Origin of the sequence: Streptomyces sp. NPDC051214, from assembly GCF_040682375.1 — a bacterium.
Taxonomy (GTDB): domain Bacteria; phylum Actinomycetota; class Actinomycetes; order Streptomycetales; family Streptomycetaceae; genus Streptomyces.
The window spans coordinates 663,739-688,511 of the sequence record NZ_JBFBAT010000003.1; the positions used below are offsets into that span (position 1 = coordinate 663,739).

The window sequence follows — 24,773 nt, forward strand, 5'->3', positions numbered from 1 at the left end:
GCGCACCGAGGGTGCGGGCGTGGCCGCGTCAGACTTCGGTGCCCGCGGGTCTTCCCACCTCCAGACGCGGCCAGTGCGCGAGGTCCCGCAGCAGCTGCCGGTCGTGCGTCGCGACGACCACAGTGGCACTCGTGGCGCGCAGCGCGTCGGTCAACTCGTCGACCAGCGTCGCCGACAGGTGATTGGTCGGCTCGTCCAGCAGGATCAGGCCGGGCCGCCCGGCCAGCGCGAGGGCCAGGTCGAGACGCCGCTGCTGGCCCTGCGACATGCGCCCGACCGGCGTGCGCAGCGCGTCGGCGTCCAGCAGCCCGAGCGCCCCGAGCGCAACGGCGTCGGCGTCACGGAGAAGCCCACCGGCCACCAGCCGTCCCACGTGACGGGCGTGCACCTCGTGAGCGGTGAGCTCGGGGTCCTGCTGGGCTGTCTCCTGGGTGACCTGGACGATCCGGGCGCCCTGCGCCGTCCACAGGTGACCGTGCGTGGGCGCGAGGGAACCGGAAAGCACCGCGAGCAGCGTGGACTTCCCGGCGCCGTTGGGCCCGGTGACCAGGAGTCGGTCACCGCCGTCAAGTGTCAGGTCGACCGGCTCGCCAAGGCGTCCCTCGACCGCGACGCCGTGCGCCCGTAGCTGCGGGGCGCCCGGCCGGACACCCAGGTCCGGCCAGCGCAACATCGGCGGGGGCTGCGGCACGTCGATCCGGTGCGCCTCCAGGGCGTCCTGCTGCCGCTTCAGGGCCTGTACGACGCCGGGGGCGCGGGACTGGCGCTGATGCTTGCCGGTCCCCTTGTCGGGCCGCCAGCCCGTGGAGAGCCGGTCGCGGGCCGCCGAGACGGCGTCGTGCAGCCGCCGGTGATCGGCCTGCTGCTCCTCATGGTCCTGCTCCCAGCGCTCCCGGTCGCGGCGCCTGGCGTGCTGCCAGGCCTCATAGCCGCCGGCATAGAGGCGGGGCTTGCCGTCACGGGACGGGTCCAGGTCCAGGAAGCGGTTCGCGACATCGCGCAGCAGCGCCCGGTCGTGGCTGACGACGGCGAGGCCGCCCTCGTGCTCGCGCAGCCTGCGGGTCAGGAAGTCCAGGCCGCCCGCGTCGAGGTGGTTGGTGGGTTCGTCGAGCAGCAGGATGTCGTGCCGCGCGCCGAGCAGGCACGCGAGACGGACCCGGTAGCGCTGCCCGACCGACAGCGTCGACAGGAGACGGTCGCGATCGGTGCAGGCACGCAGTGCCTCCAGGGCGACGTCGACGCGGCGTTCGGCGTCCCACGCGTCGAGGCGCGTGGCGGCCTCGAGCGCGACGGCATAGCGGTCGTCGGCGGCCGCGTCCCCCTCGGCCATGGCGAGAGTCGCCTCGTCCAGTGCGGCGAGGGCCGCGAGCGAGGCGGCAAGGGCCTGGGAGGTCAGCGTGCCGACGGTCTCCCCGTCGCCCACGGACAGCTCCTGGCGGGCCAGGCCGATCGTCCCGGCCCGGTGCACGGTGCCCTCATCGGGCGCGATCAGTCCGGCAAGGACGTGCAGCAGCGTCGTCTTGCCCCGGCCGTTCTCGCCCACGACGGCGACACGCGAGCGCGCGGACAGCGTGACCGAGACGTCGTCCAGGACACGCCGGGACCCGCGGGTGACGGTGAGGCCCTGGGCGCGGACGTGCGCGCTGCCGCCGGCTTCGACGGGCTGGGACACGGCTTCGGGGAAGGGGGAAGAACGGGGGAAAGAGGAGAGGTTCAACAGATGCTCCGCAGCTCGCAGTGGAGCCGGGCAGCAAGAAGCGGCCGCCCGGCGAGAACCGGAACGGCGGCGAATTCAACAGGGAGAAGGCGCCGCCGTCAGCGGGCGGAGCGAACCTTCTGCGACCAGATACCTCGTGCCATAACGATCAGATTAGCAGGGCCGCCGTTTCGGCCGCCGGGCGTGCGGCCGCGGCCACCCTGGCGAAGACAGCGGCACCGCCCCGTACGGGAGGCGCCCGAGGCGGGTGTGGAGAGCCCGCTCGCCCGTCTGTCGCGCCCGGTGCGGTGCCCCCGTTCTGACATCCTGACGCGGTGCGCGTACTGATCGTGACCGCGGGAAGCTGGGGCGATGTCGCCCCCTACACCGGACTTGGCGTGCGTCTGCGCACGGCGGGCCACGAGGTGGTCCTGGCCACCCATGAGCGCTTCGAAGAGGCGGTGACCGCCCACGGACTCGGCTATCGGCCCCTGCCCGTCGACCCACGCCAGGAACTGGCCTCGCAGGTCGGCCAGGGGCTGGCCAAAGCGGTCAGCCCACCCGTGGCCATGGCGCGGCTGATGCGCATGGCACGGGCGTTCATGCCCCGGTTGACGGCCGGTGTCGCGGACGCCGTGCGCGAGGGCGCCGACGTGGTGCTCAGTTCCACGGTCACCGACCCCGTGTGCGCGGCGCTCGGTGAGGCACTGCGCCTGCCGAGCATGGGGGTCTACCTGCAGCCGGTCCACCCCACGGTCGCTTTCCCGCCGCTCATCACCGGAGCCCGTTCCTTCGGGCCGCGCGCCAATCGTCTGGCTTCCCAGGCCCTGTGGCTCGGCAGTGACCCGATCTTCGCGCCCGCGGTCAGTGCCCTGCGCCGCGAACTGGGCCTGCCGCGCCGGAGGTTCAGTGGCCCGCTGAGTCTGCCCCGCGGACGTACCGTCCTGCACGGCTTCAGCCCACGGATCGTCCCGCGCCCCACGGACTGGCCGTCGGGACACGAGGTGGGCGGCTACTGGTGGCCGCAGACCCCGCCCGGCTGGGAGCCGGAGGCGCGCCTGGTGGACTTCCTCGACGCGGGCCCACCGCCGGTGTTCGCGGGCTTCGGCAGCTTCGTCACCGCTGACTCCGAGCGGCTGAGCTCCTTGCTGGCGGACGCCCTGCGGCGGGCGAAGGTACGCGGCGTCATCCAGGCCGGCTGGAGCGGTCTGCACGCGGAGAACGACGACTTGATCACCGTGCGGGACGTTCCCCACGCGTGGCTGTTTCCGAGGACGGCCGCGGTCGTCCACCACGCCGGTGCGGGCACCACCGCGGCCGGGCTGCGCGCCGGGGTCCCCGCCGTCCCCGTCCCCGTGCAGTTGGATCAGCACTTCTGGGCCACCCGCCTGCACACACTGGGCCTCTCACCGCGTCCGCTGCGCTTCCAGCGGCTGACCGCACAACGTCTCACGCAGGCGATCAGGGAAGCCGTCCACAGCCCCGCCCTGCGCGCCCGCGCCCGCGAAACTGCGGCAGCCATCGCCCGTGAGGACGGCACCCGCCAGGTCTTGGAGGCCATCGAGCGCGTCTCTCGGCGATAGGGCGATAAGGCGCTGAAGCCGCCGCCTATACGGAATCGGCTACTCCCGTGCGGTGGGGGCAACCGAGGTCCATGACTATGGCGCGATCTCTTCCCGACAGCTCGACCGAGTGGTGGATCTTCCTCGGCGCATTGGCCCTTTATTTCCTGGGGCGGTGGTTCTTCGCGTGGCGTCAGGCCCAGTTGGAGGGGCGAAGACGTCCCGGGCGCGCCGCGCTGGACGAGCTGGGCGAGGACGATGACGACGAGATGACCCCCGTGAGGGCCGGGTTCGGGGGCTTCTCCACCTGGCGACAGTTCATCGGGTTCATCGTCGGCGGGGTGGTGATCGCCATGATCGCCGGTCTGACGGAAGGCGCCCTGCGTGTCGCGCTGCTCTGGTTCGTCTCCCCGCTGCTGGTGATCGGCCTTGCCTACATGGACTTCCGAGAAGCCCGCAAGGCACGCGCGAAGAGGACCCGGTCCCGTGCCTGACACCGTAGGGCTCGGGGGTACGCTCATCGCATGATCTACCCGTTCGTTGTCGGCATCACCGTCCTCGCCACCGTCGGCGCCGTGGGCGTCTGGGTGTGCCTGGAGTTCTGCAAGGCGTGCCGTGAGCGTCGGCGCGTGCCGGCCGGGGCGGCGCGCTACGACGCTCCCGTGCCGTAGCGCGCGGCGATGTCCTCGGACCCGGCCCACCGGCTGTAGGTGGGGGACTGGGGCCAGCCATCGGGTGAGTCCTGCCATTCCTCCTGCCGCCCGTACGGCAGCAGGTCGATCAGGGCGAAGGTGTGGCTGAGCTGCTCCGTTCCCCGGCCGCTGGTGTGCCAGGTGCGGTGGACGGTGTCGCCGTCCCGCAGGAAGACGTTGACCGCGAAGCCCCCGCCGGGTGGTGCGCCCACATCGGTGCCGAACGGGCTGTTCGCGGTGGAGTACCAGGTCATCGCGTTCCCGACCCGCTGCTTGTAGGCGAGAGCCTCGTCGATCGGGCCCTGCGTGACGACGACGAACCGTGCGTCGTGTTGCTCCAGGAACTCCAGCCGGGTGAACTGCGAGGTGAATCCCGTGCAGCCCGGGCACTGCCACTTCTCGCCGGGGAACCACATGTGGTGGTAGACGATCAGCTGCGTCTTGCCGTCGAAGAGGTCGGCCAGTCGGACCGGCCCCTCCTCGCCGTCGAGGGTGTAGTCGGGCAGTTCGACCATCGGCATCCGGCGACGCTGTGCGGCGATCGCGTCCAGCTCCCGGGTCGCGGCCTTCTCTCGTACGCGCAGGTCGTCGAGGTGCCGCTGCCAGGTCTCGGCATCGACGACGGGCGGCAGTGCTGTGCGGGTCATGAGTGCCTCCGGAACGCGAACGCGGTTTGCATGTACTGACCGCGCGCGGGCACGGAACTCATCGCTTCCGGCGATGCTGTCCGGTCATCCGGTCCCGGCGGGGAGGCCCCCTGTCGTAATCCGCCCGCATGGTTGATCGTTGGGCCGTCGGAATCAGCCGCACGCCGGACAGGGGGACTTTTCATGACCATCAGCCGCAGGGGACTGCTCGGGGCAGGCGCGGCGGTCGGGCTGCTGAGCGCATGTGGCTCCAACACCGGCCGCGACGACGGTGGTTCGGGTGGCGGGCCGAAGCTGTCGCAGTGGTATCACCAGTACGGCGAACAGGGCACCGAGCAGGCCGTCAAGAAGTACGCCACTGCCTACAAGAAGGCGAACGTCACCGTCCAGTGGCGGCCCGGCAACTACGACGAACAGACCGCGGCCGCACTCCTCACGGATTCCGGGCCCGACGTCTTCGAGGTCAACGGGCCCACCCTCGACCAGATCCAGGGCAAGCAGGTCGCCGATCTCACCGAGCTGTTCGACGGCGTCAAGGACGACTTCAATCCGGCCGTTCTCGCCCCGAAGACGTACGACGGCAAGATCTGGGGCATCCCGCAGGTCATCGACATGCAGATGCTCTACTACCGCAAGAGCCTGCTCGCCGACGCCGGTGTCCGCCCGCCGAAGACCCTCGACGAACTCGTGGACGCCGCGAAGAAGCTCACCTCGAAGAAGACGAAGGGGCTCTTCCTGGGCAATGACGGCGGCGCCGGTGTCCTGGGCGGCACGCCCCTGTACGCGGCGGGCCTCGAGCTCGTCACCGCCGACGGCGAGGTCGGCTTCGACGATCCGGCCGCCGCCCGCACCCTCGGCAAGATCCACCGGCTGTACGCCGACAAGTCGCTGCTCCTGGGCGCGCCCGCCGACTGGTCCGACCCCTCGGCGTTCGTCCAGGGACTGACCGCCATGCAGTGGTCGGGCCTGTGGGCGCTGCCCGGAGTGCAGAAGGAACTCGGCGACGACTTCGGCGTCCTGCCGTTCCCGAAGGACGGAGCCGGGGGCAGGCCCGCGGTGCCGGTCGGCGCGTACGCCGCAGCGGTCAGCACCCGCAGCAAGCACCAGAAGGCCGGCAAGGAATTCCTCAAGTGGCTGTGGATCGACAGCACCGACCGCCAGGAGGACTTCGCCCTCTCCTACGGATTCCACATCCCGGCCCGCATGTCCCTGGCGAAGAAGGCCGAGAAGCTCCGCAAGGGCGCGGCGGCCGACGCCGTCCGCTACACCACGGATCACGGCCATGCCGAACCCCTCCTGTGGACCCCGGCCGCCAGAAGCGCCTACCAGGACGCCCTCAGCCGCATCATCAAGGACGGCGCGAACCCGGAGAGCGAGCTCAAGAAGGTCGTACGGAAGGTGTCCGCCGAGCTCGACCGGGTGAAGAAGAAGTCGTGACCACCACAGCCCCGCGCGAGCAACAGGCAACAGGGCGGCGGAAGATGTGGGGTCACCAGAACCGCACCCTCTGGTTCTGGGTGTTCGTCGGGCCCTTCCTGCTCGGCCTCGGCGTCTTCACGTACATCCCGCTCGGCTGGAGCGTCTACCTCAGCTTCTTCGACGCCCACAACACCGTCACCCCGAGCGACTTCGTCGGCCTCGGCAACTACACGGAGATGCTGCAGAACGAGGCGTTCACCGACAGCCTGTGGACCTTCCTCGTCTTCTCGCTGTTCATCGTGCCCGCGACGTACGCGCTGTCCCTCGCCCTTGCTCTCATGGTCCACCGCCAGCGCCGGGCCCAGGCGTTCTTCCGCTCGGTCTTCTTCCTGCCGGCGGCCTGCTCCTACGTCGTGGCCGCGCTCATCTGGAAGATGTCGATCTTCAACGGGGTCCGGTTCGGGCTGGCCAACACCGTCCTCGGCTGGTTCGGCGTCGACCAGATCGCCTGGCTCTCGACCACCGACCCGCCCTGGTACTGGGCCGTCATCGTCACCGTGCGGCTCTGGCTCCAGGCGGGCTTCTACATGGTGCTCTTCCTCGCGGGCCTGCAACGGATCAGCCCCACCCTCTACGAGGCGGCCGCCGTGGACGGGGCGCGGCCCGGCTGGCAGGTCTTCCGGCACATCACGTTCCCGCAGCTGCGGGCCACGTCCGTGGCGGTCGTGCTGCTGCTCGTCATCAACGCCTTCCAGGCGTTCGACGAGTTCTACAACCTGCTCTCGGACTCCCGCGGCTATCCGCCCTATGCCAGACCCCCGCTCGTCTACCTCTACTACACGGCCCTCGGGCAGGGGCAGAACCTCGGCCTCGGCAGCGCGGGCGCCGTCCTGCTCGCCCTGATCATCGCCGTGGTGACGGTGGGGCAGGCGAAGTGGTTCGGGCTCGGCAGGAAGGAGGCGGAATGAGAGACCACCTGAGGGACGACGCGAGGGTCAGGGCGGGCCGCGCGCTGCGGCTCTCGCTGCTGATCGCCCTCGCGCTGCTCTTTCTGATCCCCTTCTACCTCCTCGTACGCAACGGTCTCTCGTCCGAGAGCGACATCACCTCGCCCGAGTGGCCCTTCTTTCCCTCGACGCTGCGCTGGGGGAACGTGAAGGAGCTCTTCGACGACACCTCGGTGCCGTTCGCGCGCTCCTTGCTCAACTCCTTGCTCATCGCCGTCGCGACGACCGTCGGCACGCTGCTGCTGGCCTCCCTTGCCGGCTACGGCCTGGCCCGCATTCCGTACCGCCACGCGAACAAGGTGTTCTACGCGATCCTCGGCACCCTCATGGTCCCGGCGTCCGTGACCTTCGTGCCGAGCTTCGTCCTTGTCTCCTCGCTCGGCTGGGTCTCGACGCTGCGCGGTCTGATCATCCCGACGCTGTTCTCGGCGTTCGCCTGTTTCATCTTCCGGCAGTACTTCCTCGGATTCCCGAGGGAGTTGGAGGATGCGGCGCGTGTCGACGGGCTCGGCTACTGGCGCACCTACTGGAGGGTGGTCGTGCCCAACTCGCGGCCGGTCTTCGCCGCCGTGGGCACGATCGTCTTCATCGGCGCCTGGAACTCCTTCCTGTGGCCACTGGTCATCGGCCAGGACCGCAACGCCTGGACGGTGCAGGTGGCCCTGTCGTCGTTCACCACGTCACAGGTGATCCGGCTGCACGAGCTGTTCGTCGCGGCGGCCGTGTCGATCGTGCCGCTGCTCGTGGTCTTCCTGTTCTTCCAGCGGTGGATCGTGGCGGGAGTGGAGCGGTCGGGAATCGACGACTGAGTGAGCCCTGCCGGCGGCTGTGGGGCCGCCGGCAGGGCTCGGTCAGGACAGAGGGTCAAGGCAGTCGGTCAGGACAGGGGCTCCACCCATACGTCGCGGAAGCGGACCTTGTTGCCGTGGTCCTGGAGGCGGATCGCACCCGCCGCCGCCGACTCCGGGTCACCCGCGCCCGTCGGACCGTCGATCGCCACGTCGTCGTGGACCTTCTTGCCGTTCCACACCACCGTGACCCGGGCGTCCGACGTCTTCTTGCCGTCCGCGTCGAAACGGGCGGCGCGGAAGGTGATGTCGTACGTCTGCCAGGTCTCCGGTGCCTTCGAGGCATTCAGGTCGGCGGCCTTCTTCTGGTAGATCGCCGCCGCCTCGTTGTTCGCGAGCTTCTCCACGCCGTACGAGTCCAGGATCTGCACCTCGTACCGCTCCTGGAGGTAGACCCCGCTGTTGCCGCGGTCCTGCCCGGTGACGTCGTCCGGCAGCTTCGGCACACGGAACTCGACGTGCAGCTTGAAGTCGCCGAAGTGCTGCTTGGTGCGCAGATCCCCGCAGCAGACCTCCATGGACTTCTCGGCGGTGTGCGGCCACTCGGCGCTGCGCCCGTCGGTGTGCTGCCAGGCCGACGAGATGCTGCCGCCCGAGAAGAGGTCGATCCGGGCCCCGGGACGGCGCACGTCGAGGGCGTCGAGATTGACGTGCCCGGTGTCCCCGGCTCCGACCGCGTACGTGATGGTGTTGCGGCCCTTGCGGAGTTCGAGCTTCTCCGTCTTGGTGGACCAGCGGTTCCACTGGCCCGTCGACGGCAGGCTCGTCTGCTTGGCCGCGCCGTCGTTCACACCGACACTGATCGTCTTGGTGCCGGTGAAGGGGTGCGGGCCGTTGGCGTACCGCAGCCCGACGTCGTAGCTGCCCTTCTTGTCCACGTGTACGTCGAAGCTCGCCTTGGCGCCCTGCTCGCCGAAACCGTCGACGAATCCCGCGCCGGTGAAGCCGTTGTGCTCGGTGTCAGTGCCCGCTCCGCCGGACAGGCGTGCCGATTCGGCGTCGTAGGTGGTGACCGGTTCGGTCGGGCCCGGCTTGGCGTTGAGGGTGTACCAGGCCTCGGTGGACCAGAGCTGCTCGCCCGAGGACGAGGAGAAGGGGCGCGGGGAGCGCACGTGGACGACACGGTCGGCCTTGAGCCCCGGGATGGTGAGCGTGACCTTGCGCCGGTCGTCGGAGAGCTGCGCCGAGGTGACCGGCAGCGACTCCTCGTCGACCTTCGGGCCGCCGTAGGCCGGGGTCGGGGCGTAACGCCACTGCTCGACGGAGTAGGCGCCCTTGGTCAGCTTGGTCGCGGTCTCCTCCGACAGGGGCTTGGTGTAGGTGAGTTCGAAGCCGTCGGGCGTGGCGCGCATGGTCTTCATGTCGAAGGCCGTCTTGCCGTTCGGTGTCAGCTTCTGCAGGCCGAAGCGGAGCTTGCCCGCCTGGCCCCAGTTCCCGTCGGCGCCCAGGCCGCCGGTGTAGAGGGCACCGTCGGGCCCTTCGCTGATCCGGGTGATGCCCGATTCGAGGCCCTGGGTGTGCCGGAACACGGCGCCCTGGTACTCGCCCTTGACCTTCTCCAGGTCGGCGCGCTGCAGTCCGCCGTAGGTCACGTCACCGAAGACCATCTGTCCGGCGAAGGGGCCCTTCTTCAACTGCATGGGCGTGCTGGGGGAGTTGGCGATCTCGTTCTGCGGCAGCCACAGGGCCGGCTTGGTGACCGGCTGGTCGTCGAAGGGGCCTTCGGGGTTCATGTAGTGGTTGAAGAAGCGGTCCTGCTTGATGTGCACCAGCTTCGACGCCGGGAGCCAGCCGCCCTGGTTGTCGGCGACGAAGAGGTCTCCGGAGGGGCCGCGCCCGATGCCGTTGGGGGTGCGCAGGCCTCCGGCGATGTAACTGACCTTGCCCGTCTTCTTGTTGACCTTGATGGTCGTGCCGCGGTTCTTGGCGGGCTGCGGGTCGGTGGTCGCGCCGCCGTAGTTGATGGCGACGGAGAGGTTCAGATAGAAGTCGCCCTTGTCGTAGAGCAGGCCGAAGGCGAACTCGTGGAAGTTCCCGCCGTAGGGCCACTCGGCGATCTTCTTCTTGTCGTCGGCGACGTCGTCGCCGTTGGTGTCGTTCAACTCGGTCAGCTGGTGTTTCTCCGACACGTACAGCTTGCCGTCGACGTACTTGATGCCCATCGGCTCCTTGAGCCCGTCGGCGATCTTCTTGTACGTGACCTTGTCGGGCCCGGTGTCCCCGGTGACGTTGTCGAGCAGGTACACCTCGCCCTTCGTCTCGGTGCTGCCGCCCCACGTGGAGATGGCGAGCCGCCCGTCGGGCAGCCAGTCCATCGCGGACACCTGCGGCTCGAAGCCCTTGGGGCGCAGGTCCGTCAGCTTGTATCCGGGGTTGACCTCGGTGAGCGGAAGGCCGTCGCCGGGGGTGTCGAGGGCTCCCTCGCACTCCTTGCGGCCGGGCGCGGTGACGCGCACGACGTCGGCGTCCGTGCTGAGCACGGAGTTCGGTACGACCTTGAACTCGTCGGCGCCCGGCGGCTTCCACTGCAGGGTGACCTGCTGTTCGCCGTCCGCGTCGAAGTGGTCGATGCGCAGTGGCTGGTGGCCGGCGTTCAGCGTGATCTCGCCGTCCTTGGGCTCGGCGCCGTGCTTTCCGTCGTGGTCGATGACCTGCTGGTCGCCGACGAAGAGGCGTGAGCCGTCGTCACTGATCAACCGGAAGCTGTAGGCGCCCGCCTCGGGCACGTTCAGATTGCCGATGATCTGCGAGACGAAGTTGTTGCTGAACCCGAAGCCCTCGGTGGACGTCCAGTCGGCGGTCGGGATCAGCTTGTCGACGTTCGGTGTCTGGGCGGGCTTGAGGTCGCACAGTTTGCTGAGCGGGGACTGGATGTCGAACACCCGCAGGGTGACGCCGGGTTCCTGCGGCGGCAGGTCGGCGAACGGCCGCGGATCGTCCTCGGCGCCTGCGGCGGGCGCCACAAGACCGCCGCAGAGCATCGCCGTGAGCAGCAGACCGGTGGATCTTCGAGCCCTGCGGCGGGTGGTGCCGGATATCGGCTGGGGGCGTGGCTTCACTCTTCCTCCTGCGTGGTTCCTACGGGGGTTACGCAGATCTATGCGGCAAAGCGACGCTCAGCGTAGGGACGGCGCCGGAGCGCGTCCATACTTTGTCCACAGAAAGGAAAAACTGAGGGTGGGAAGGCGGCTCCCCTGTCAGCGGTCCTTGGCCAGTGCGACGAGATCCGCGAACAGGCCACCGCCGCCCGCGAGTTCGTCGTACGTGCCCTGCTCGATCACGCGGCCCTTGTCCAGCACGAGGACGCGGTCGGCGAGCCGGGTGTTCTCGAGCTGGTGGGTGACCACGATCGTCATGCGCTCGGCCGCGATCTGCTTGATCTGCGTGAAGACCGCGTGCTCGCCCCGCGCGTCCATCTGTGAGGTGGGCTCGTCCAGGATCAGGAGCGGTGTCCGCCGGTAGAGCGCACGGCCGCACACGAGCCGTTGCCACTGGCCGCCGGAGAGTTCGGCACCGCCCCACAACTCCTTGGCGAGCAAGGTGTCGAGCTGCCGCGGCAGTGCCTCGATCGCCTCGCGCATCCCCACGGCGTCGACGACCTCCCACACCGGCCCGTCGTCGTACGTCCTCGGCTGGCCGAGGGTGATGTTCTCGCGGGCACGCAGCGGCCAGCAGGCGAAGTTCTGCGGGACGAGCGCGGTGCGCTGCCACACGGAGTCGGGGTCGGCCCGGGCGAGATCGACGCCGTCCCACAGGACACGGCCCTTGTCGGCGAGGAGGATGCCGGTGAAGAGCTTGGCCAGGGTCGACTTGCCCGAGCCGTTCTCCCCGACGACGGCCAGGATCTCGCCGCGCCGCAGGGTGAGCGACACGCCCGCGACGGCCGGTTCCTCCTTGCCCGGGTAGCGGTACACGACCTCGTCGAGGCGGATCTCGTCCACACGCTCGGGGAGGGTCAACTCCCCGCGCTTGGGGGCCCGTTCACCCGCCAGGTCGAGGAAGGCCCGCATGTCCGCCAGATAGAGCGACGTATGGAACAGCGCGGCGCCATGGATGACGGACTGGGAGAGCGCGGCGAGTGTGGTCTGGACGGCCACCACCGCCGTCGCCGCCACGGGAAGGGCGACCCGGCCGGTGGTGGCCAGCCAGGCGAGGGTGGCCCATGTGCCCAGCAGGAAGAGCCCGCCGAGGGCGCTGGTGACCAGGACGATGCGCAGCATCCGCGGGGCCGCGGTCAGGGTGCGCCGGTCGATCCGGTCGGACAGGGCGCGGTACCAGTAGATGAGGTAGCCGGTCATGCCGTTGGCCCGGACCTCGTCGCCGTGGCGGGAGTACGTCGCCCACCAGCGCATCATCGAGCGGACGTTGCGGTCGCCGACGTTGAGGTAGTGGGTCTCGTAGGTGACGCGCGCCGAGAGCACGGCCCCGGCGCCGGCCGGGAGCACGGCCAGCAGGAGCAGGGGCAGCATCAGCGGATGCAGCGCCGTGATCACTCCGCTCGCGGCGATCATCCGGATCAGGGCCGACATGAACCGCTGGGCGTCCTGCACCATCATCCGGGTCCGGGTGACCCCGACCTCGGCGGCTTCCTGCCGGTCGGCGAATCCGTCCTCGCCGTACGCGGACGACTCCACGCGGCACACGGCGGCGACGAGGGCGACGTCCGCCTCCGTCATCAGCAGCGGCGTGATCCGCCCGTCCGCATACGAGGACACGGCGCTGCTGACGCGGACGAGTGCGGCGCCCGCCGTGACGATGACCAGGGCGGGCAGCGCCGCGTGCAGGCGTTCGGACACGCTGCCCGTGCTGAGGAGGTGGGTCATGGCCTGTGCGGTGAAGGCGAGGACGACGGCGGCTGCCGCGCCGGTCAGAAGCTGACAGGCGAGCAGCAGCACGACACCGACCCTGTCGACGGCCCATGCCATCCGTGCGGTGTGCCGGAGCACGGCGGGAAGGCGCCTGCACATGGCGGCGAATGTGGCTTCGGCCAGCGGGTTCTTGCCGTGCTCTCCTGCGAAGGTGAGCGTGGCCGGTGGGGGAGGGGGAGGCGTCTTGGCGTATTCGGTCGAGGTGTCGTTCACAGTCACCCGCGTCCCTCCATGGGGTGCGTGCCGCACCTGGATGGTTCGGCGGTGCTGGGACTAACGACAGGGCGACGGAATCGAACGCGCTCGATTCAGGACGGGTTGGAGGCCGTCGGCCACAAGGGGTGGCACGCGTGGAGGGCGCGCTGGTGCGGTCGTGGGACGGGGCCGGTTGGCCGAATCGCCGATGCTCGGCGGTCGGGCGCTCAAGTCCGGCCGTGCGCCGGTCAGTTGCGGCAGCAGCCCCCGGCCTGGGCGCCGTGGCCGGGAGCGTGGCCGACTGCACGCTCGGTGGCGGGCTTGGTGGCGCGGACGACGGCGGAGTGCATGCCGTCGGCGACCGCGTGGGTGGGGGTGATCTCGATGGCGGTGAATCCGGCGGCCTCGATCCCCTGGCGGTACTCGGTGAAGGAGAGCGCGCCGGCGATGCAGCCGACGTGATCACCGCGTTCGGCGCGCTGGGCGGGGGTGAGGGTGTCGTCGGCGACGACGTCGGAGATGCCGATGCGGCCGCCGGGGGCCAGGACGCGGAAGGTCTCGGCGAAGACGGCGGGCTTGTCGGTGGACAGATTGACCACGCAGTTGGAGATCACGACGTCGATGGTGTGCGCGGGCAGCGGGATGGCCTCGATGGTGCCCTTGAGGAACTCGACGTTGGTGGCCCCTGCCTTCTTCTGGTTCTCGAGCGCCAGGGCGAGCATCTCCTCGGTCATGTCCAGGCCGTAGGCCCTTCCGGTGGGGCCGACGCGCCGGGCGGAGAGCAGGACGTCGATGCCGCCGCCCGACCCGAGGTCAAGGACGCGCTCGCCCGCCTGGAGATCGGCGACGGCCGTGGGGTTTCCGCAGCCGAGCGAGGCGGCGACGGCCTCGGCGGGCAGTCCGTCGCGCTCGCCCTCGGCGTAGAGGGCGGAGCCGAAATTGTCGTCGATCTCGATCGCGGACGGGCCGCAACAGGCCGTTCCGCCTTCAGTGACCTGCACGGCGGCCGCGGCATAACGACGGCGGACGGTCTCGCGCAGGTCGTTGGCGTTCTCGCTCATGGTGGCTCCTCGACCAGGGGTCCGGCATGACCCGGAGCGGGCTGCATTGACGTTTCTCAATGCAACATTGCGCCTTGGATCGAAGGCTGTCAACATAGAAGGATGTCGAAACAAGAGCTTGGGGTGATCGGTCAGGATGCGGCCGACGGGGCCGGGTGCTGTCCGACGCTGCTGACCGCACCGATGGCCGCGGACCGGGCCGCCGAGCTGGCGAGGTCCTTCAAGGCTCTGGGCGACCCGGTCCGTCTGCGCCTGCTGTCGATGATCGCCTCGCGGGACGGCGGCGAGATCTGCGTATGCGACCTGACCCCCGCCTTCGACCTGTCCCAGCCGACGATCTCGCACCACCTCAAGCTCCTGAGGCAAGCCGGTCTCATCGCCTCCGAGCGCCGCGGAACATGGGTGTACCACCGGCTGCTGCCCGCGGCGACGGACCGACTCGCCCAAGCACTGACACGTCCGCCCTCCTACCTCTGAACGTCATCCTGCGCGGAGGGATTGGGGGTGAGCGCGTCCGCGGCCTCGCCGTCCTTCTCGCGGTCCCGTTCCCCGCCGGGGACACGGGTCTCCGCGTCCTCGGCCTCGTCGAGAACTTCCTCGGCGGCCGTCTCCGCGTGCTTCGGCTTGTGGTCCTTCTCGTGCTCGTCGCCGTGCTTGTGGTTCATGCCGGGCCTCCGTCCAGCTGGTGCGGGGCAGCGCGCAGGTCAGCGCGCCGCGGTGATGACGAAGCCGCTGCGGGGCCTCGTCGGCATCCGTTTCAACGGGATGCGCAGGTCCTGCTCGGGGACCTCGTACTCGAGTCGCGCGAGACGGGGGAGCAGGGTGCTCAGGACCGCCAAGGTGATGTCCTCGCCCGGACAGCGGTGGCCCTGCGCGGCGTCCCCGCCGCCCTGCGGGACCAGCTCGTCGCGACCGGGTTCGCGGCCCACGAAGCGCTCGGGATCGAACATGTAGGGGTCGTGCCACAGCTCCGGGTCGTGGTTCTGTCCGTAGAGGTCGAGGAGGACGAGGGAGCCCTCCGCGATCGGTTCGCCGTGCCACTCCAGGTCGTGGGGGGCCAGCCCCGCGACGAACGGCGCGAACGGGTAGAAGCGCCGGAGCTCGTGGGCGAACGCCCGGGCATACCCGTCACGGTCCTGGGCCAGCCGCTGTCGCAGCGCCGGATTCCGGTGCAGCGCGTGGGCACCGAACACGGTGTACCAGGTGACGGCGACGGTAGGACGGATGACGTTGAGGATCTCGACGGCGGCGGTCCGCGGATCGAGCAGCTCGCCGTCCGCCTCGCGGTGCGCGGCCACCGCCCGCACCACGGACTGGGGCTGCGCGGCATCCGCCGCCGGGCCGCCCTCGTCCGCCCGCATCTCCTCGACCAGCTCGGCCAGCCGCTTCTCCTGACGGCTCCGTGCGCGCCGGGCCCGCCAGTGCCGGGGGCCGGCGGTCGCGAAGCCGTCGACCATGGCCACCAGATCCTGTGCGGTGCGGCGCGCCTCGTCGTCCGGATACTCGGCCAGAGGCACTCCGGCCCACCGGCACACGGCCCGCGTGATCAGCAGACTCACCTCGTCGAACAGCGTCACCCGCGGCCGGTGCGTCCACTGCTTGCTCGCCCGCTCCCACTCCTCGGCCACCTGTTCCGCCAGCCGGGCCACCCCCGAGGCGTCCTGGAGGAGCGAGACGAAAAAATCCTTGCGCGCGCGGTGCTCCGTCCCGTCGAGGGTGTGCACCGCGCCCTTGCCGAACAGGGTGCTCAGAACCGGTTCGGGCAAGGCGGTGCGCCGCCGCACGTGGTTCTCGTCGTAGAAGAACGTGACGGCGGCCGGCCCCCGCAGCGCGATGGCGGGTTTGCCCATCAGGCGGGTGCGGACGGGCCCCGGGCCCTTGCGGCGGCTCAGATCGGGAAGCCATGCGTACCCCTGCGAGAGGAGTGGCAGGGTGCTGTCCGGCATCAGATTCCTCCTGGATGACATTCCGCTCGGCGTGCCCCGGCTCCAGCCAGCCTCTGCCGGTCGGGGCGCGAACACCACCGGAGCGGCGCCGAACGCTTCGCGATCACCGAGGCGGGTGCCCTGGCGGGTCACGTTCATGCGTTCCACACGTCACTCCCGTACGGGTCCTTGGTCCTGATAGATGAGCGGATTTCGGGGCACAGGAGTAGAGCTCGGCCAGGGAGGCCGTACCGACCGGAGGGGGTCAACTCATGCGAACGATCAGGCGGATGAGACGCGTGCTGTACGGGGCCGTGTGCCTGCCCGGGGGGCTGGGGCGGAGTTCCGAAACTCTGTGAATACCGGCCGTTTGCGCGGGCACCATGTGTCGGCCGACGGCACATGCGTCGCACTCACCGAAAAGCGCATCCATCGAGAATCGCCATCATCGAAAGGAGCACCCCGTGCTCAGGCCTCACCCCACGTTCCTGCAGTCCCTGCTCGAAACGCATGCCTCGCTGCAGCATCTGCAGGCCCGGGAGGACTCGGCCGAGGTCCGTCGGCAGCTGGATGACGTCTCGTACACCTTGTGCGTCTCCACCGGAACGCGGACCCCCGAGAGGGCCGTCGCCGCGGCACGCGCCCAACTCGCGGGAGTGCGTTCGCAGGACGACGCCCGCCTGTCCGCCTGAGGCGCCCCATGATTGACCGGGCGCAGCGTGGATACCGGTGTGAGACTGGGAAATGCCCGAAAGGCGGCCACAGCGAGCACGCGCCGTGACCGGGGCCCTCAAGAAAGGCGAGGTCAGCATGCCGGCTGGATCCAGCAAGAAGCGCGAACGCCAGTACGAACACATCAAGGAGAGCGCCGAGGACCGCGGCGCCTCCAAGGGCAGGGCCAAGGAGATCGCGGCCCGCACGGTCAACAAGGAGCGGGCCCGCTCCGGCGAGTCGAAGACCGCCAGCAAGACGTCGACGAAGGACCCGAAGTCGGCGTCACAGCGCGGCGGGGAGCGTTCGCACAGCGGATCGCAGGGCCCCACCAAGGACCAGCTCTACGAAGAGGCGAAGAAGAAGAACGTCGACGGCCGTTCGTCGATGAACAAGCAGCAGCTGAAGAAGGCGCTCGGACGCTGAGCGACCCTGCTCCCACGGCGGTGTCCACCGCCGTGGGCGCCGTCCGTCCGCCGTCAGCTTTGGACGAATGTGTCACCCGGACAGCTGTCACCGTGCATGCATGAGCGAGTGCCGGGAACCCCGTGTTGCATGGAATCCAGCCTCACCTGCCCCATCCGGTCCCATCTGTGCGTCGACGCCCTCGATTTCGTGCTCGAAGCCGAGTTGGTCCTCACGTACTCCACGAAGGACCCGCTGGCCGTCACCCTCGCCTTCCCGCCGCCCGCGGCCGAGCAGGCCCCGACGACCTGGGTGTTCTCCAGGAACCTGCTGGCATCGGGGCTGCACGCGCCGGCGGGTGAGGGCGACGTCGTCATCCGTCCGACGGGGCGCCACCGGGTGCTCGTGACCCTGACGTCCCCGAGCGGACGTGTCCGTGGCGAACTGGAGCGGGCACCGGTCGAGGCGTTCATCCGTGAGTCGTACGCCCTGCTGCCCGCCCCCGAGGAGAGCGCCGCACTGGACCTGGACGAGCTGGTCACCGCTCTTCTGGCGGCACCCTGAACGAGCTTGCTGCCCCGCCGGCCCTCACACGGGCTGCGGGGCGTCCGGTTCGCCCTTGGCCATGGCCATCTGCGAACGGGCGGCCGCGAGCGCCGACGCCACTTCACGGGTGCCGGTGGACACGCAGAGGGTGTACGCGATGTCCTCAAGCCTCCTGCGGGCCTCGCTGGCCCCGTCGCGCGCATGCAGCGCGCTCAGTGCTTCGTACTGCTCCACCAGGTCGCGCAGCACTCTCGGGTCGGCCATCAGCACGGCAGGTCTCCTTCGCTCTCAACGGTCTTGATGCCCTTGACGGGCAGTGACGCGGGGGTACTCGACCGCCTTTTGCACACGCGTGCGCGCACCACGGCAGGCGGAGAGTGGGCGAGGCGGCCACCGGCGCATCCCTGTCCACAACCACGGTGCGCGAGCCGGGACAGGCCGACGGACGCCGGATTCCTGCCCGGGCTCGATTTCATCGCCGAGGTCGACGAAATCCCCGCCGAGGCGGGGTTCGTGTGGATGGCGGCTGAGGAAGAACAAAACCTGCTCCGCGGAAACAGGGCTTCTGGGCGCGGCTGCTTCCTGACCTCAAGGTCAGTGTGCCCACGAGAAAGCGCCGGACGCCACCTGGAGCTGTGACGTGGGCCGCACGCGCCCGGTGTTTGGGCCCGCCGACGCCTGGTATGCGGCCCCCGGCGCCGCCTGCCACCATGGCCGTGTGCGTCCTGGCGGGTGGAGCACCCGTCCGTTGCCGTCCCCACCCGGAGGAGTTCTCGTGACCGACCGGAAGCACGTCCTGCGCGGTCGCACAGCTGTCGTGACCGGCGCCGCCCGCGGTGTGGGAGAGGCCGTGGCCCGGGAGCTGGCCGCCAGGGGAGCCACGGTGGCACTGCTCGGCCTGGAGGAGGAGTCACTCGCCCGAGTGGCCCAGGAACTTCCCACGCCCTCGCGGCACTGGTACGTGGATGTCACCGACGCCGCGGCGATGGCGCGCGTGGCCAACGAGGTGCGCGAGCGTCAAGGTCCCGCGTCGGTCGTCGTCGCCAATGCGGGTGTCGCCGAGGGCGGGCCGTTCGTGGACTCCGACCCCGCCAGTTGGCGACGCGTCATCGACGTCAACCTCGTGGGCAGCGCGAACACCGCACGGGCGTTCCTGCCCCAACTGCTCGACAGCCGCGGCTACTTCCTGCAGATCGCCTCACTGGCCTCCATCGGCGCCTCGCCGTTGATGAGCGCCTACTGCGCCTCCAAGGCGGGCGTGGAGTCCCTCAGCCAGTCGCTGCGCGCGGAACTCGCCCCGCGGGGCGTGGGCGTGGGGGCCGCCTATCTCAACTGGACCGACACGGACATGATCCGTGACGCCGACCAGCACGCCGTACTGCGGGAACTGCGTGCGCACATGCCGCCGCCGGCCCGCAAGATCTACGCCCCGGGGCATGTCGCCCGGTGTCTGGCGGACGCCGTCGAACGCCGGTCGGCCACCGTGTACGTGCCGGGCTGGCTCCGGGCGTTGCAGGCGGTGCGGGCAGGTCTGCCGCCGCTCGTCACCCGGTACTCGCGCCAGGAGTTGATGCGCTCGGAGTTCTCCTCCACGGGCCTGCTCGGGCCCGGCGGGCGCGCGGCGGAGAGCACCGACTGAGCTCGGCCCCCGGCGGCCGACACGGGAGCCTGGGTCAGCTCCGTCGAAAGCGGCGGTCGATGCGGCCCCGCAGCGCGGCGCGGGCGGCGTTGGCGCCGGGGGCTCCGTGGACGCCGCCGCCGGGGTGGGCGGCGGCCGACGCGAGGTACAGGCCCTTGACCGGCGTCTCCGGGCGGCCGGCGCCCGGCGTGGGGCGGAACACGAGCTGCTGGTGGGCCGATGCCGTACCGCCGTTGATCGCGCCCCCGTGCAGATTGGCGTCCATGGCCTGCAGGGTGGTCGGGGCGAGCAGACGCCGGGACCTGATCCGGGAGCGGAAGCCCGGCGCCCAGCGTTCCACCTCGTTCTCCATGCGGTCCGCCATCGCCTCCTGTTCCTTCTGGTCCCAGGATCCTGTCAGGCCGTCCGAACCCGCGTCGCCCTTGATGTGCTGCGGGACATGGGTGTAGGCCCAGGCCGACTCGGTGCCGGCCGGTGAGCGCGTGGCATCGGCGGTGGTCATCTGGCCGAAGAGGATGAAGGGACGGTCGGGCACCTGCCCCATGGCGATCTGCGCCGCGAACTGGGTGAGCCCGTCCACGCCGTCGGCCAGGTGCACCGTCCCCGCCGTGGCCGCCTCCGGAGCCGTCCAGGGCACCGGGCCGTTCAACGCCCAGTCGACCTTGAAGGTCGCGAAGTCCCACTGGAAGCGGCGCAGGTCTGCCAGCAGCCGCCCTGGCAGGTGGCGTTCGTCGACCAGTTCGCCGTAGAGCGCCGGAGCGGACACGTCGGCGAGAACCGCGCGGGAGGCCGGCACGTTCTCGCCTCCGGCAGTGCGTACGCCGACGGCGCGGCCGCCCCGCACGACGACCTCACGCACGCGCTCCCCGCACCGGACCACGCCTCCGAGCCGCTCGAGGCGCCGCACCAGGGCCCCGGTGAGCGCGCCCGCCCCGCCGACCGGAACGGGGAAGCCGTAGGTCTGGCCGAGCATGGACATCAGCCAACCGAAGCCTCCGCTGCCGGCTGCTTCCGGGCCCAGGTCCGCGTGCAGGGCGTTGCCCGCGAGCAGCAGCCGGCCGCCCTCGCCGCGGAACTCCTCCTCGCCCAGGCGCCGTACGGGCAGCACCATCGTCCGGGCCATCCGCAGCCCTCCGGCGGCCCGCAGCCTGGCGGCGAGCCGGACCCCGTGCCGTACGGGCGGAAACGGGGTGAACAGGGCCCCGAGGACGTCGGGGCCCACGCGGTTCCAGGTGGCGCAGAGGTTGAGCCAGGAGTCCCCGTCGCCCGCCGCGAACGTGTCGAGGCCCGCCGCTGTCTCCGCGGCCCCGCGCGCGAGGACCGCGCACCGGCCGTCGGGCAGGGGGTGCGCCAGGACGCGGGGGGCGTGGCTCCAGCTGAGGCCCTCCTGCTGGAGCTGCAGGTCGGCGAGGATCGGGGAGGCCGCGGCCAGCGGATAGAAGGCGCTGAAGAGGTCGTTCACGTAGTCGGGATGGACACCGCGGTCGCTGCGGACGGCGCCGCCCGGCTCATCCTGTTCCTCCAGGACCTCCACGCTCCATCCGGCGTCGGCGAGCAGATTCGCCGCGACGAGACCGTTGGGCCCCGCGCCGATGATCACCGCGTCCGGCATGCCTGACTCCTGACGTCCGCCCGGGCCTTTGATGCCCTGCGGGTCGATCGATCCTGTGGGGGGCGTGCCCCCTCGGCCAACCTGCTCGACCGGCTCTCAGGCCGATTCGTAGGCGCGCTGCGGGGATTTCTCCACGACGTCCGCCAGTCGGGCGAGCATGGCGCGGTGCCGCAGCTGGATCAGCGCGTCCACGGCCGCGTTGTGGAGCTTCCCGCCGGGTCCGGTCAGCGGGTGCTCGTCGACGATGACCAGGGTGTGCTCACCCCAGGGGCGTACGTCCACGGCGATGCGCGCGGCGCCGAGCCACCCACTGTCGGCCTCGAGTTCCAGGATGCGGGGCTCTTCGCAGCGCCGGACGGTCGTGGTTCCCGACAGCGTCCGCGGGCCCACCTTCACGGTGTACGTGATGCTGGAGCCCACCTTGGGCCAGTGGCCCTCCTTGGGCTCCGACCGGGCCGTGCCCACCACCCACTCGCCGTAGAGCGACCCGTCCGCGAGCACCGCCCAGACGTCTGCCACGGACCGTTTGATCAATCGGTGTCGTACGGCCATTTGGCTCTCCAGCCCTCGTCGGATGCGGCAGCCCGCGTCGGTTGCGGCGGCTTCCCGGTACCCGTCCCGTCCGTTGTCATTCCTTTTCACCCTCGCAGGCGTTCGAGGGGTTCGCCGCCTGCCGGACGCCGAACCGGGTACATGTGTGCGCGTGAAATCTCCCCGCACCATTCCGGCGGCGTCCGACACGACGACTCCGCTCAAGAAAGCACTGACCACCCCCCTGCTCTACTTCTTCATCCTTGGAGACGTCCTCGGCGCGGGCGTCTACGTCCTGGTGGGTCAGGTCGCGGCCGACACGGGCGGCGCCGTGTGGGTGCCCCTCGTCGTGGCGCTGTGCCTGGCGCTCCTGACGGCCGCCTCGTACGCCGAACTCGCCACGAAATACCCCCGGGCAGGCGGCGCCTCGCATTACGCGACCCTGGCCTATGGGCCCTTCGCCGGATTTCTCGCCGGTTTCTGCATGCTGGCCGCCGGGATCGTGTCGGTCGGTGCGCTGGCCCGCGGTTTCGCCGGTGATTATCTGGCGGAGTTCGTCACCCTTCCGGTGGCGCTGGTCGCGGTCGTGTTCCTGGGCGCGCTGGCCCTGCTGAACGCGCGAGGGATCAGCGAGTCGACGCGCGCCAACGTCGTGGCCACCGTCATCGAGGTGGGCGGGCTCCTGATCGTGATCGGACTCGGGGTGTGGATCGTGCTGCGCGGTGACGGTGACGTGGGGCGCCTCACCGACCTGGGGACGCCGGAACACGGGCCGGTGGCAGCGGTCCTGAGCGGGGCGGTGCTCGCCTACTACTCCTTCGTCGGGTTCGAGACCTCCGTCAACGTGGCGGAGGAGACCCGCGATCCGCGCCGCTCCTATCCGCGGGCCCTCTTCGGCGCGCTGATCACCGCGGGCGCGGTCTACGCCCTGGTCGGTGCCGCCGCGGCGGCCGCCGTACCCACCAAAACGCTCGTCGAGTCCAGCGGGCCGCTCCTCGAAGTCGTCCGGGCGGCCGGCGGCGTCCCCACGGAGCTGTTCAGCGCCATCGCCCTGGTCGCCGTGGCCAACGGCGCCCTGCTCACCGGCATCATGTCCTCGCGCCTCGCCTACGGCATGGCACGTGACCGGCTGCTGCCGGGCTTCCTCACCAAGGTGCTGCCCGGCAGGCGTACGCCGTGGGCGGCGATCGCCGCGACCACCGCCCTCTCGCTGCTGCTCGCGCTGACCGGCGACGTGTCGACGCTCGCCTCGACCCTGGTCCTCCTGCTGCTGGTGGTCTTCTTCCTGGTCAACACGGCGGCTCTGGTGCTGCGACGCGATGCCGCCCCGCAAGACCACTTCCGGGCCCCGACGGTCCTGCCGGTGCTCGGTGCGGCGTCCTGCGTCCTGCTCGCGACGCAGATCGAGCGCGAGGTGTGGCTGCGGGGCGGGGCCGTCCTGCTGGTGGGCGCGGTGCTGGGCGCCGTCACCGCCGTACGCCGACGCCGACGGCCCTGAGCCGCGGCGCCTACGCGGCCTGGATCAGCTCGGCCCGGCCGAACAGGAGGGCGTGGCCGGAGGGGAGTTGGGCCAGGATGCGGGTCAGCAGATCAGGACCCGCGAGAACGGCGACGGCGGCCAGGACGGCGCCGGTGTCCCAGCGCGTGGTGGCGGGGCTCGCCCCGGCCCGGGTGGCGAGATCCTTGACCAGGCCCCAGCCGGTGAGGGGCTCGGGGTCGGGGATCTGGGCGGTGAGGACGAGGGCGGCCTCGACGGGAAGGCGGGCGGCGAGCTCGACGCGTTCGTCCCCGGTCAGCTGCCTGCCGAGCCCGCCGAGGACCAGCCGGACGGCTTCCTCGGCCCGCTCCCGGGTGGGATACGCGCCTTCGTAGCGGACCTTCTCCAGCATCTGCTGGTAGGTCATCGCGGGGAAGGGCCGGGTGGGTTCAGGTCGTTCGAACATCGCTGATTGCGCGCCTTTCTCGTCGCGGAGGTCGTGTCGCGGGTGCCGGGCAGCTGGACGGCACCCGCGGGGTTGGTCTTGGGGGGCTTCGCCCCGTCCGGCGCGGAGGACGGAGTCAGGGGGAGAGGTCCGTCCTCCGCGCCACGCGTGTGCGGCTGCGGATCAGCCGCTGATCTGCCGGTGGGACGCGTCGTTCCCGATGGAGATCTTGCGGGGCTTGGCGCGCTCGGCGATCGGGATGCGCAGGGTCAGCACCCCCGCGTCGTAGTCCGCCTTGATGCGCTCGGTGTCCAGCGTGTCGGCCAGCACGATCTGGCGGGAGAACACGCCCAGAGGCCGCTCGGACAGTTCCATCTGGACGTTCTCGGACTTGGCGACCGGGCGGCGCTCGGCCTTGACGGTCAGCATGTTGCGTTCCACGTCGATGTCGATCGCCTCGGCGGTCACGCCGGGCAGATCGAAGGCCACCACGTACTCGTCGCCCTCGCGATAGGCGTCCATGGCCATCGCGGAAGGCCGTGACCATGTGCCGGGGCCGACCAGCTGCTGAGCGATGCGGTCGAGCTCGCGGAAGGGGTCGGTGCGCATCAACATCGCGAAACACCTCCTGAAGGTCCGGGCAGTACCTGCCAATGCGCTTCACCTGCCTTCGGTTGTAGCATGTCATCCAATGGATGACAAGTTGCATGTCGTCCACACGATGACAACGACGAAGGAGGCCCCATGGCAGCGACCGGCCCGCCGCAACCACCCCACGCCCACGCCCACACCCCGGCGTCCTTCCTGGCCGCGGCCGCCGCCCTGGAAGCCATCAGCGACGCCGTGCAGGTGGCCCAGGAAGCCGACACCGACGCGCCACCCGCCGACCGCGCCAACCCTGAACAGGCCCTCGCCTCACTGCTGTTGCTGCGCGAGGTCCGTGAACAGCTCGCCGGGTGGGAAGCCGGCCTGATCGAGACCGCCCGGCACGCCGGAGCGAGCTGGGCCGACCTCGCCCACCCCCTGGGAGTCGCCAGCCGCCAGGCCGCCGAACGCCGCTACCTGCGCCAGCGCCCCGGCCCGACCGGGAGCACCGGCGAGCAACGCGTGCAGGCCACCCGCCGGCGCCGCGCCGCCGACCGCTCCCGCACCGCCTGGGCCCGCACCAACGCCGGCGCCCTGCGCCGCCTCGCGGGCCAAGTCACTTCGCTCACCGGCCTACCGCCGCAAGCCCAGGTCCCCATCGGGCAGTTGGACGCGGCGCTCGCACACGACGACCCCGCGGCCCTGATCGACCCCCTGCACACGGCCCGCCCGTACCTGGCACGCACACACCCCGATGTCGTCGCCCAGCTGGACGCCCTCACCGGCCACCTCGACGAGACCGGCCCCGGCTGACCGGCGACGGGCGCACCCCGTCGCCGGGATTTGCGGGGGCGACGGGGCTGAGGGACCGTTGACGTAGGACTTCCTCAAAAAGGCGAGGA

The 24,773-nt window shown here is 70.5% G+C and carries 25 protein-coding genes; 13 read left to right on the forward strand and 12 right to left on the reverse strand.

Going from position 1 to position 24,773, the window contains the following annotated elements; translation table 11 throughout:
- Nucleotides 1-28: 28 nt before the first annotated feature.
- The gene (locus AB0M70_RS10930) at nt 29-1,717 is read right to left on the reverse strand and encodes an ABC-F family ATP-binding cassette domain-containing protein (RefSeq protein ID WP_365818639.1); all 1,689 of its coding nucleotides are present in this window, start codon (nt 1,715-1,717) and stop codon (nt 29-31) included.
- A 314-nt stretch (nt 1,718-2,031) separates the two neighbouring features.
- On the opposite strand from AB0M70_RS10930, the gene AB0M70_RS10935 reads away from it, so the two are divergent.
- The 3 genes from AB0M70_RS10935 to AB0M70_RS10945 all read left to right on the forward strand — a co-directional run bounded on the left by AB0M70_RS10935 (nt 2,032) and on the right by AB0M70_RS10945 (nt 3,929).
- Nucleotides 2,032-3,279 carry a glycosyltransferase gene (locus AB0M70_RS10935; protein ID WP_365818641.1) on the forward strand — a complete coding sequence of 416 codons (1,248 nt, stop codon included), beginning with the start codon at nt 2,032-2,034 and terminating at the stop codon, nt 3,277-3,279.
- Between the two features lie 77 nt (nt 3,280-3,356).
- Entirely contained in the window at nt 3,357-3,752 is a 396-nt protein-coding gene (locus tag AB0M70_RS10940; RefSeq protein WP_365818643.1) for a hypothetical protein, read from the forward strand.
- A gap of 30 nt (nt 3,753-3,782) precedes the next feature.
- Nucleotides 3,783-3,929 (forward strand): hypothetical protein, encoded by a 147-nt coding sequence (locus AB0M70_RS10945; protein WP_365818645.1) that lies wholly within the window; start codon nt 3,783-3,785, stop codon nt 3,927-3,929.
- Here the strand turns inward: AB0M70_RS10945 and AB0M70_RS10950 are convergent.
- Entirely contained in the window at nt 3,908-4,597 is a 690-nt protein-coding gene (locus AB0M70_RS10950; protein ID WP_365818647.1) for a DUF899 family protein, read from the reverse strand. The genes AB0M70_RS10945 and AB0M70_RS10950 overlap by 22 nt on opposite strands.
- 183 nt (nt 4,598-4,780) lie before the next feature.
- On the opposite strand from AB0M70_RS10950, the gene AB0M70_RS10955 reads away from it, so the two are divergent.
- Genes AB0M70_RS10955 through AB0M70_RS10965 form a run of 3 tightly spaced genes read left to right on the forward strand, consistent with a single transcriptional unit; the run spans nt 4,781 to nt 7,832 of the window.
- The gene (locus AB0M70_RS10955; protein WP_365818649.1) at nt 4,781-6,034 is read left to right on the forward strand and encodes a sugar ABC transporter substrate-binding protein; all 1,254 of its coding nucleotides are present in this window, start codon (nt 4,781-4,783) and stop codon (nt 6,032-6,034) included.
- 44 nt (nt 6,035-6,078) lie between these two features.
- On the forward strand, nt 6,079-6,984 hold the full coding sequence (locus AB0M70_RS10960; protein ID WP_365818807.1) for a sugar ABC transporter permease: 906 nt from the start codon (nt 6,079-6,081) through the stop codon (nt 6,982-6,984).
- Entirely contained in the window at nt 6,981-7,832 is an 852-nt protein-coding gene (locus AB0M70_RS10965; RefSeq protein WP_365818651.1) for a carbohydrate ABC transporter permease, read from the forward strand. The genes AB0M70_RS10960 and AB0M70_RS10965 overlap by 4 nt, the downstream gene beginning before the upstream one ends.
- A gap of 68 nt (nt 7,833-7,900) precedes the next feature.
- On the opposite strand, the gene AB0M70_RS10970 is transcribed toward AB0M70_RS10965, so the two are convergent.
- The 3 genes from AB0M70_RS10970 to arsM form a co-directional block, all read right to left on the reverse strand.
- Nucleotides 7,901-10,852, reverse strand: a complete 2,952-nt coding sequence (locus AB0M70_RS10970; RefSeq protein WP_365818809.1) for a family 16 glycoside hydrolase — start codon at nt 10,850-10,852, stop codon at nt 7,901-7,903.
- Nucleotides 10,853-11,068: 216 nt separating this feature from the next.
- The gene (locus tag AB0M70_RS10975) at nt 11,069-12,952 is read right to left on the reverse strand and encodes an ATP-binding cassette domain-containing protein (RefSeq protein WP_365818811.1); all 1,884 of its coding nucleotides are present in this window, start codon (nt 12,950-12,952) and stop codon (nt 11,069-11,071) included.
- 230 nt (nt 12,953-13,182) lie between these two features.
- Nucleotides 13,183-13,995 carry an arsenite methyltransferase gene (gene arsM / locus AB0M70_RS10980; protein WP_365818653.1) on the reverse strand — a complete coding sequence of 271 codons (813 nt, stop codon included), beginning with the start codon at nt 13,993-13,995 and terminating at the stop codon, nt 13,183-13,185.
- Nucleotides 13,996-14,097: 102 nt separating this feature from the next.
- Here arsM and AB0M70_RS10985 point away from each other — a divergent pair, with 102 nt between their 5' ends.
- The gene (locus tag AB0M70_RS10985; protein WP_365818655.1) at nt 14,098-14,472 is read left to right on the forward strand and encodes a metalloregulator ArsR/SmtB family transcription factor; all 375 of its coding nucleotides are present in this window, start codon (nt 14,098-14,100) and stop codon (nt 14,470-14,472) included.
- Here AB0M70_RS10985 and AB0M70_RS10990 read toward each other — a convergent pair.
- Together AB0M70_RS10990 and AB0M70_RS10995 are read right to left on the reverse strand one after the other, a co-directional pair.
- Nucleotides 14,463-14,660, reverse strand: a complete 198-nt coding sequence (locus AB0M70_RS10990) for a hypothetical protein (RefSeq protein WP_365818657.1) — start codon at nt 14,658-14,660, stop codon at nt 14,463-14,465. The genes AB0M70_RS10985 and AB0M70_RS10990 overlap by 10 nt on opposite strands.
- Before the next feature lie 39 nt (nt 14,661-14,699).
- Nucleotides 14,700-15,941, reverse strand: a complete 1,242-nt coding sequence (locus tag AB0M70_RS10995; RefSeq protein WP_365818659.1) for a cytochrome P450 — start codon at nt 15,939-15,941, stop codon at nt 14,700-14,702.
- A gap of 443 nt (nt 15,942-16,384) precedes the next feature.
- On the opposite strand from AB0M70_RS10995, the gene AB0M70_RS11000 reads away from it, so the two are divergent.
- From AB0M70_RS11000 to AB0M70_RS11010, 3 genes are all read left to right on the forward strand, one after another.
- Nucleotides 16,385-16,612, forward strand: a complete 228-nt coding sequence (locus tag AB0M70_RS11000; RefSeq protein WP_365818661.1) for a DUF5133 domain-containing protein — start codon at nt 16,385-16,387, stop codon at nt 16,610-16,612.
- Nucleotides 16,613-16,730: 118 nt separating this feature from the next.
- Nucleotides 16,731-17,057: a plasmid stabilization protein gene (locus tag AB0M70_RS11005; protein WP_365818663.1), complete on the forward strand. Its 327-nt coding sequence runs from the start codon at nt 16,731-16,733 to the stop codon at nt 17,055-17,057.
- A gap of 129 nt (nt 17,058-17,186) precedes the next feature.
- Nucleotides 17,187-17,600, forward strand: a complete 414-nt coding sequence (locus AB0M70_RS11010) for an SsgA family sporulation/cell division regulator (protein ID WP_365818665.1) — start codon at nt 17,187-17,189, stop codon at nt 17,598-17,600.
- Nucleotides 17,601-17,624: 24 nt separating this feature from the next.
- Here AB0M70_RS11010 and AB0M70_RS11015 read toward each other — a convergent pair whose 3' ends face one another.
- On the reverse strand, nt 17,625-17,852 hold the full coding sequence (locus tag AB0M70_RS11015; protein ID WP_365818667.1) for a DUF5133 domain-containing protein: 228 nt from the start codon (nt 17,850-17,852) through the stop codon (nt 17,625-17,627).
- Between the two features lie 505 nt (nt 17,853-18,357).
- Between AB0M70_RS11015 and AB0M70_RS11020 the strand changes: the two genes are divergently transcribed.
- Nucleotides 18,358-19,221: an SDR family oxidoreductase gene (locus AB0M70_RS11020; RefSeq protein WP_365818669.1), complete on the forward strand. Its 864-nt coding sequence runs from the start codon at nt 18,358-18,360 to the stop codon at nt 19,219-19,221.
- 34 nt (nt 19,222-19,255) lie between these two features.
- Here AB0M70_RS11020 and AB0M70_RS11025 read toward each other — a convergent pair whose 3' ends face one another.
- Entirely contained in the window at nt 19,256-20,833 is a 1,578-nt protein-coding gene (locus tag AB0M70_RS11025; protein WP_365818671.1) for an NAD(P)/FAD-dependent oxidoreductase, read from the reverse strand.
- Between the two features lie 96 nt (nt 20,834-20,929).
- Complete coding sequence (locus AB0M70_RS11030) at nt 20,930-21,385, reverse strand: SRPBCC family protein (protein ID WP_365818673.1); 456 nt, start codon at nt 21,383-21,385, stop codon at nt 20,930-20,932.
- A gap of 151 nt (nt 21,386-21,536) precedes the next feature.
- Here AB0M70_RS11030 and AB0M70_RS11035 point away from each other — a divergent pair, with 151 nt between their 5' ends.
- Nucleotides 21,537-22,862, forward strand: coding sequence for an APC family permease (locus tag AB0M70_RS11035; protein ID WP_365818675.1), 1,326 nt, complete (start codon nt 21,537-21,539; stop codon nt 22,860-22,862).
- Between the two features lie 10 nt (nt 22,863-22,872).
- Here AB0M70_RS11035 and AB0M70_RS11040 read toward each other — a convergent pair whose 3' ends face one another.
- Nucleotides 22,873-23,307, reverse strand: a complete 435-nt coding sequence (locus tag AB0M70_RS11040) for a DUF2267 domain-containing protein (protein WP_365818677.1) — start codon at nt 23,305-23,307, stop codon at nt 22,873-22,875.
- Between the two features lie 162 nt (nt 23,308-23,469).
- Complete coding sequence (locus AB0M70_RS11045; protein WP_365818679.1) at nt 23,470-23,901, reverse strand: Hsp20/alpha crystallin family protein; 432 nt, start codon at nt 23,899-23,901, stop codon at nt 23,470-23,472.
- A 129-nt stretch (nt 23,902-24,030) separates the two neighbouring features.
- On the opposite strand from AB0M70_RS11045, the gene AB0M70_RS11050 reads away from it, so the two are divergent.
- The gene (locus tag AB0M70_RS11050) at nt 24,031-24,684 is read left to right on the forward strand and encodes a type III effector protein (protein WP_365818681.1); all 654 of its coding nucleotides are present in this window, start codon (nt 24,031-24,033) and stop codon (nt 24,682-24,684) included.
- Nucleotides 24,685-24,773 lie beyond the last annotated feature (89 nt).